Source organism: Paenibacillus sp. AR247 (assembly GCF_002968895.1).
GTDB lineage: Bacteria > Bacillota > Bacilli > Paenibacillales > Paenibacillaceae > Paenibacillus_AQ > Paenibacillus_AQ favisporus.
On record NZ_PCZT01000020.1, the window covers coordinates 274,416 to 280,928 of the forward strand.

Below are 6,513 nucleotides of genomic sequence, written 5' to 3' on the forward strand. Positions count from 1 at the left end.
CTCGAAATCACAGACCGCTCCGGACGTTTCATCAGCTCTCTCTGCGGGCGCAGATCGATTTCACCAAACGCCGCCGGAGGTAGTCATTTACGCCGCATCCCTCCGCGGTATGGCGGATGCATACCGGGCGGTCATGAGCCCGGGAGAACAGGCAAATCATTCGGCGTACGCGAAATCAGGCCCAGGCAATGCGCTGCAGCCGTCAGGGCGCACGCCAGGTCCACATTCGGAGCGCCCACCCGCCCCTCAGGACGATGAGCTGGAGCGGCTGGTCGATATCCACCTGGCGCATGAATTTTTTCACTATGTGGAGTACCGGGCCGGGCAGTTTACCAACGACCTGCTGGAGCCGGTCGAGGTGTTCCGGCTGGGCAGGCGGCTGGTGAAGCGCTCGAGCGTCGTTCAGTGCAGCGAAATCGCTGCCCACGCCTTTTGTAAGGAGATGATGGGCCTGCCTTTCCTGCCGAATGTACTGGATTACGCCTTCCTGATCCAAACCGGTTCTTTAAGCGAAGAGGACTTTTACCGGGAAGTCGAGGCTTGGAAGAGCGGCCATGCGGCGGCGTTGTGACATCGTTTTCTAAATGCCTTCCCTTGTATGATATAATGGGGTGTGCTAGCGGGGGTTACCGGATTAGCTATTTTCCCACAGGTAGGTCAGGAGGAGGTCACATGTCTTCACAGGTTCCGGCCGTCATCGCCAAAATCGTATCGCAAACCCAAAAGTTAACCTACGGCGAAAATCAAATCGCCAACTTTGTCATTCATAATCCGGAGTTTATTACCCGCAATACCATCACGGCGATTGCGAATGAGATCGGCGTGTCCGAGACGAGCATTAACCGCTTCTGCAAAAAGGTCGGCTACAAAGGCTTCAACGACTTCAAGATTGCCTTTGCCCAGGACGCGTTCTACCGGGATATGCAGGCGAAGAAGAAGGAAAGACGCGAGATCAATCCCATTGATGCGCTCGCTTTGGATTATAATGAGCTGATCGTGAACACATCCGCGCTCGTGACGGAGGAGCAGCTGAACCAGGTCGTGGATCTGCTGAAGAATGCCCGCCGGATCGTGGTCATCGGATTGTTCGATTCATTTTTGGCGGCAATGGCGCTCCGCAACCGGCTGGCAATTATCGGCATGATGGCGGAAGCCATCAACGACAGCAGGGAAATGAAGATCGCCGCCTCCCAGTGCGGTCCGGACGATGTGGTCATCGCTTTCTCCCGTTCGGGTTCAACGAGGGAAATTATCGATGCGGTATCCATCGCGCGGGTCAATCAGGCGAAGGTGATCGCGATTACCTGCTACGACGCTTCGCCGATTACGGAGAACGCGGCCGTTGATATTATTGTCCCGGATAAAATATCCGTCAATAACAGCGCCTTTATGTCCAATCATATTACGTTCCTGTTCGTGGTCGATTTGATCATGAGCGTGTTTATTTCCTCGGATAAAAAGTATTTGAAAAAGAAGCTGGACAGCGAGGGCCTTCTGGCCAGCGACCAGTCGATCACGAATTATTTTTTGTAAGAAGAGCGTTTCCTGCCGAAGGGCAGGGGGCGCTTTTTTTTTGTTGGCTTATGGTCAAGTCCCGGAGAGCGCTGTCATATACATCTTTACGGATTCATCTTCGATCCTGCGGATGACGCCAAAGTTGTGCGCAAAGCCACAGAATGGGCGATTGGCCGTGGAGACGGGTCCCACTAGAATGGGGTTGTAAACTTACAGGTGGTTCCCACCGGGAGGAGATTGGTATGAGCAAAAAAATGCGTTTTGCCATTATTGGGGCCGGCGTGATCGCCCCTCTGCACGCGAGAGCCATCGTGAGCCATCCGGAAGCGGAGCTGGCGGCGGTCGTAGACGCCGTTCCGGAAAAAGCGGCAAAAATAGCAGAGGAATTCGGAGCGGCCCACGTATATACGGATACCCGGCAAATGCTTCAGGAGTTACCAAGGCGGACATGGACGAGATGATCGAAGCCTGCCGGAGCCATGGCGTCAAGCTGGCCACAGTATTCCAGAAACGGACCACGCCGCATGCACTGCTGACCAAAAAGGCCATTAACGAAGGCAAGCTGGGCAAGTTAGTGCTCGGAGACGCCTACTTAAAGTACTACCGCAGCCCGGAATATTACAAAAGCGCCGGATGGCGCGGGACATGGGCCATTGATGGAGGCGGCGCCCTCATGAATCAGGGGGTGCACGGCATCGACATCATCCGCTGGATGATGGGGGATGTAGACAGCGTCTTTGCCTACACGGCTCCATTAATTCATGACATCGAGGTGGAGGATACGGCGGTTGCGGTTTTGAAATATAAGAATGGGGCGTTTGGGGTCATCCAGGGAACGACGTCGGTCAATCCCGGCCAGGAGCCGCGTTTTGAAATTCACGGCGAGCACGGGACGATCATTTACGGAGACAGCGGTTTTAAAGTATGGAAAACGGTTGACGGTGATACAGCCCCGCTCGTGTCAGAAGGCTCCGCCGAAGGCGCGGACGACCCGAATGCCATTTCTTCCGACGGGCACTACATTCTGATCGACGACCTGATTCAGGCGGTGCGGGAGGATCGTGAGCCGCTCATTTCGGGAGAGGAAGCGAGGAAATCGGTGGACCTGATCCTGGCCATTTACGAGTCCTCGCGTACGGGCAAGGAAATCAAACTGTAGGAAGAGGCGATTATCGGAAATGAGTACAGAAGAACTGAAGATCGCAATCATTGGGCTGGACACGTCGCATGCGCCGCTCTTTGCCGAGCTGCTGAACAACCCGGATCACCCGCACCATGTGCGCGGCGGGAAAGTGACGGCCGCCTATCCGGGCGGATCACCGGATTTTGAACTGAGTATCGGGCGGGTGGACAAATTCACAGCTGAAGTCAGGGACAACAGCGGCGTCCCCATCGTCCAGAGCATCCAGGAGGCCGCCGAAAACGCCGATGCCATCCTGCTGCTCTCCGTGGACGGGCGCGTGCACCTGGAGCAGTTCCGGCAGATCGTTCCTTATGGAAAGCCGGTTTTTATCGACAAGCCGTTTGCCGTCACGACCCGTGACGCCAAGGCGATTTACCGGCTGGCACAGGAGCACGGAATTCCGCTCATGAGCTGCTCCTCCGTCCGCTGGTCGGAAGGCCTGGGCCGCGCGCTGGACTCAGCCGATCAGGGGAACATCATCGGGGTGGATACCTACGGCCCCATGGAGCTGCAGTCTACGCAGCCGGGCTTTTACTGGTACGGCATTCATGCCGCCGATATGCTGTACCGCAGCATGGGCAAAGGGTGTAAAGAGGTCACGGTCACCACGAATGCCGACCATGATCTGGCCGTAGGTGTATGGGAGGACGGCAGGGTCGGAACGCTGCGCGGCAACCGGAAGGGCAACCGCCGTTTCGGAGCGTTGATTCACCGTGAGCAGGGGACCGAACATGTCGACGTGTATGCGGACGGAAAGCCGTATTATGCCAGCATGTTGGAGGAAGTGATCCGCATGTTCCAAACGGGCGCGGCTCCGATCGACATGGCGGAGACGCTGGAAGTCATCGCGTTTCTGGAGGCGGCCAACGAAAGCCGGGAGACCGGCAGAACCGTGAAGCTGGATACGGGCATCAGTCCGGTTGCCAGCTCCTGATGTTGCCGCTTGCTTCTTGCGGCGCGGTAAAAGCCATCCAGGTTCGCTCCATGCTCGGTGTCTTAGATGCTGCTGCCGCATCCCGACTATGACGGTTGGACGAAGCGCACCCTGAGAGTCAATAACGGGTTACCTGAAACATGCGAGAAGATGTGCAATGATCTGATTTTGTATAGACGACGAATAATGGTGACGAAAGGAGGGAAAAGGGCGACATGAATGCAGCTTTTCAACTGGGCGTCATTACCGACGAAATCTCCCAGGACATCGCCGATGCGATCCGCATTGCCCGCAGGTACGGGCTGGCCGCACTGGAGTTGCGTTCTGTGGACGGAGAGCAGCTGTATCGGCTGAGCGATTCGCGCATTGAGGAGATCGGTGCGGCGATCCGGGCGGCTGGCCTGAAGGTCAGCGGCTTATCCGCCCCGGTGTTTAAATGCAACCTCCGGAATGCGGAAGAAGTAGCGGAACACCGGGGAATTTTGACCCGTTATGCGGAATTGGCGCAGCGGCTCGGCACCCGTTATGTCCGCGGCTTCAGCTTCTGGGCCGAAGGCCCGCTGGAGGAGGCATTCGACGACATTGTCCGGGAATTAAAGGGCGTGGTGCCAATCCTGGAGCAGCATGGCGTCATTTACGCGCTGGAAGCGGATCCGGCGGTCTACGCCTCCAATGCGTCCAAAGCCGCAGCTCTGATCCGGGCGGTGGATTCGCCTTATGTTCAAGGATTGTATGACCCGGGTAACGACCTGTGGGACCCGGACCAGGAGGTCCCTTACCCTGACGGCTACGATGCTTTGCGGGGGCGGATCTGCCACATCCACCTGAAGGATGCGGTGAAGCAGGGAGATCATACCGAAGCGGTGGCGATCGGAAAAGGTCAGGTGGATTACGCCGGCCTGCTGCGCCGCTTGGTGCAAGAGGGGTATGACGGCTATTTGGTGGTCGAAACCCACTACAGGCTTCAGTCAAGCCTGACGGAAGAACAGCTCAAGCGCCCGGCCGGATATGCTTTTTCCGAGGGAGGGGAAGAGGCGACGATCGACTGCCTGAATTCCTTGTTTGAGCTGCTGGAGCGGAGCTCCATTTCAATAAGCAAGCAATAAGCAAGAGCGGTTCGTAAATTAATGGAGGAGGAATGATCATGCCCAGTCCCCGTTTGGCGGAGAAAAAGTGGTGGAAGGACCGTCTTCAGGTCCGACAGTACGCGTCGAGAGACGAGATGGGAAGAGCGGCGGCAGCCGATGTCTCCCAAGCAATGAAGGCGATCCTGGCGGACCGGGGCAGCCTGCGGATCGTGTTTGCCGCGGCTCCGTCGCAGAACGAGCTGCTGGACTACCTCGCAGCGGATAAAGATATCGAGTGGGGCCGGGTGACCGCGTTTCACATGGACGAATATATCGGACTGGACGAAGATGCTCCCCAGCGATTCAGCACTTTTCTGGATACCCGGCTGTTCTCCCGGGTCCGCCCGGGAACCGTCCACCTGATCGACGGCTCCGCCGATCCCGCCGCGGAGTGTGAACGGTATGCGGCACTGCTGCAGGAGGCCCCGATCGATATCGTCTGCCTCGGCATCGGGGAGAACGGCCATTTAGCTTTTAACGATCCGCCGGTAGCCGATTTCAACGACCCGAAGACAGTAAAAATCGTCGAGCTCGACGACATGTGCCGGGAACAGCAGGTTCGGGACGGCTGCTTTGACCGGTTCCGGGAGGTGCCCGAAACCGCGATGACGCTGACGATCCCTACGCTGCTCTCCGGCGGCCGCCTGTTCTGCATCGTGCCGGGTCCGACGAAGCGCAGCGCGGTGACGCAGACGCTGGAGGGACCGATCACGACCGCCTGCCCGGCCTCCATTTTGCGGGAGCACCCGAACTGTACGTTATACCTGGACCGGGATTCGTATGGAATCTGACCGCCGCGAGATGGAACCCACGGCAGCAGGCGGCCGTGACGCCCTGATCCGGCTGGAGGGCATTCATGCCCTGACCGGGGAGCATATCCGGCTCACCCTGGCAGGTGGGGTGATTGCCGGGTATGAGGTGCTCGGGACACCGGAGGAGGTGGAGATCCGGCAGGTTGCCGGGGCACAGGCGGGCGGGCAGGAGCTGCTCCTCATCGGACCGGGACTTGTGGATTTGCAGATTAATGGGTACACGGGGCTGGATCTCAACACCCATCCGCTGCAGGCGGACACCGTCCGGCAGTTAAATGAGAGGCTGTGGGCGGAGGGCGTTACCTCGTATTTGCGTATGTCAGGGCGCCGGACTGGGAACTGTTCCAGTCCTGGCAGGAGGCTGCCGGAGGCGGATCCGAATCGTCACGGTATCGCCGGAGTGGCCGGAGGCCGTGGATTTTATCGAGCGGTGCACGGGCTGCGGCGTGCTGGTCTCGATCGGCCACACCGCGGCCAACTCGGCCCAGATCCAGGCGGCCGTTCAAGCCGGGGCGCGCATGTCCACGCATCTAGGCAACGGCGCCCACCCGGTGCTGCCCCGCCACCCGAATTACATATGGGATCAGCTGGCGGAGGAGCCCTTGTGGGCGAGCGTGATTGCGGACGGCTTTCACCTGCCGGACGCTTTTCTCCGCGTCGCCGCCAAGGTGAAGGGCGAGCGGCTGATCCTGGTCAGCGATGCCGTCAGCTTCGGCGGGATGCCGCCCGGCACGTATGACACGCATATCGGCGGCCGCGTCACGCTGACGCCGGCAGGGCGGCTGCACCTGGCCGGGCAGCCCGCGCTGCTTGCGGGCTCGGCGCTGCCCATGACCGCCGGCATCGCGCACCTCGCGGAGCGGGGCATCGCCAGCCTCGGCGAGGCATGGGCGATGGCCTCGGTGCGGCCCGCTGGCCTGCTGGGCCTGCCCGCGGCCCAGG

Annotated in this window: 6 protein-coding genes and 2 pseudogenes; all 8 read left to right on the forward strand. The window is 59.1% G+C overall.

Translation table 11 applies throughout. The features are described 5' to 3' along the window. Positions 1-571 (forward strand): annotated as a pseudogene (locus tag CPT76_RS37935) (hypothetical protein); the annotation flags it as partial. Positions 572-672: 101 nt separating this feature from the next. Continuing rightward, positions 673-1,533 carry a MurR/RpiR family transcriptional regulator gene (locus CPT76_RS28345; RefSeq protein ID WP_076172985.1) on the forward strand — a complete coding sequence of 287 codons (861 nt, stop codon included), beginning with the start codon at positions 673-675 and terminating at the stop codon, positions 1,531-1,533. 224 nt (positions 1,534-1,757) lie between these two features. Continuing rightward, a complete protein-coding gene (locus CPT76_RS40730) occupies positions 1,758-1,976 on the forward strand; it encodes a Gfo/Idh/MocA family oxidoreductase (protein ID WP_258168873.1) in 219 nt (72 codons plus the stop codon). Beyond that, the gene (locus tag CPT76_RS28350) at positions 1,964-2,674 is read left to right on the forward strand and encodes a Gfo/Idh/MocA family protein (RefSeq protein ID WP_258168874.1); all 711 of its coding nucleotides are present in this window, start codon (positions 1,964-1,966) and stop codon (positions 2,672-2,674) included. The genes CPT76_RS40730 and CPT76_RS28350 overlap by 13 nt, the downstream gene beginning before the upstream one ends. A gap of 19 nt (positions 2,675-2,693) precedes the next feature. Beyond that, positions 2,694-3,632 (forward strand): Gfo/Idh/MocA family protein, encoded by a 939-nt coding sequence (locus CPT76_RS28355; protein ID WP_105445243.1) that lies wholly within the window; start codon positions 2,694-2,696, stop codon positions 3,630-3,632. 215 nt (positions 3,633-3,847) lie between these two features. Then, a complete protein-coding gene (locus CPT76_RS28360; RefSeq protein ID WP_105445244.1) occupies positions 3,848-4,738 on the forward strand; it encodes a sugar phosphate isomerase/epimerase family protein in 891 nt (296 codons plus the stop codon). 38 nt (positions 4,739-4,776) lie between these two features. Beyond that, a complete protein-coding gene (locus CPT76_RS28365; protein ID WP_105445245.1) occupies positions 4,777-5,550 on the forward strand; it encodes a glucosamine-6-phosphate deaminase in 774 nt (257 codons plus the stop codon). 434 nt (positions 5,551-5,984) lie between these two features. Then, positions 5,985-6,513: pseudogene (locus CPT76_RS28370) on the forward strand (N-acetylglucosamine-6-phosphate deacetylase); the annotation flags it as partial.

Bases quoted from the DNA above. Each gene is read 5' to 3' on its own strand.
- CPT76_RS28345 (WP_076172985.1), top strand. From the start codon at position 673: ATGTCTTCACAGGTTCCGGCCGTCATCGCCAAAATCGTATCGCAAACC.
- CPT76_RS40730 (WP_258168873.1), top strand. From the start codon at position 1,758: ATGAGCAAAAAAATGCGTTTTGCCATTATTGGGGCCGGCGTGATCGCC.
- CPT76_RS28350 (WP_258168874.1), top strand. From the start codon at position 1,964: ATGGACGAGATGATCGAAGCCTGCCGGAGCCATGGCGTCAAGCTGGCC.
- CPT76_RS28355 (WP_105445243.1), top strand. From the start codon at position 2,694: ATGAGTACAGAAGAACTGAAGATCGCAATCATTGGGCTGGACACGTCG.
- CPT76_RS28360 (WP_105445244.1), top strand. From the start codon at position 3,848: ATGAATGCAGCTTTTCAACTGGGCGTCATTACCGACGAAATCTCCCAG.
- CPT76_RS28365 (WP_105445245.1), top strand. From the start codon at position 4,777: ATGCCCAGTCCCCGTTTGGCGGAGAAAAAGTGGTGGAAGGACCGTCTT.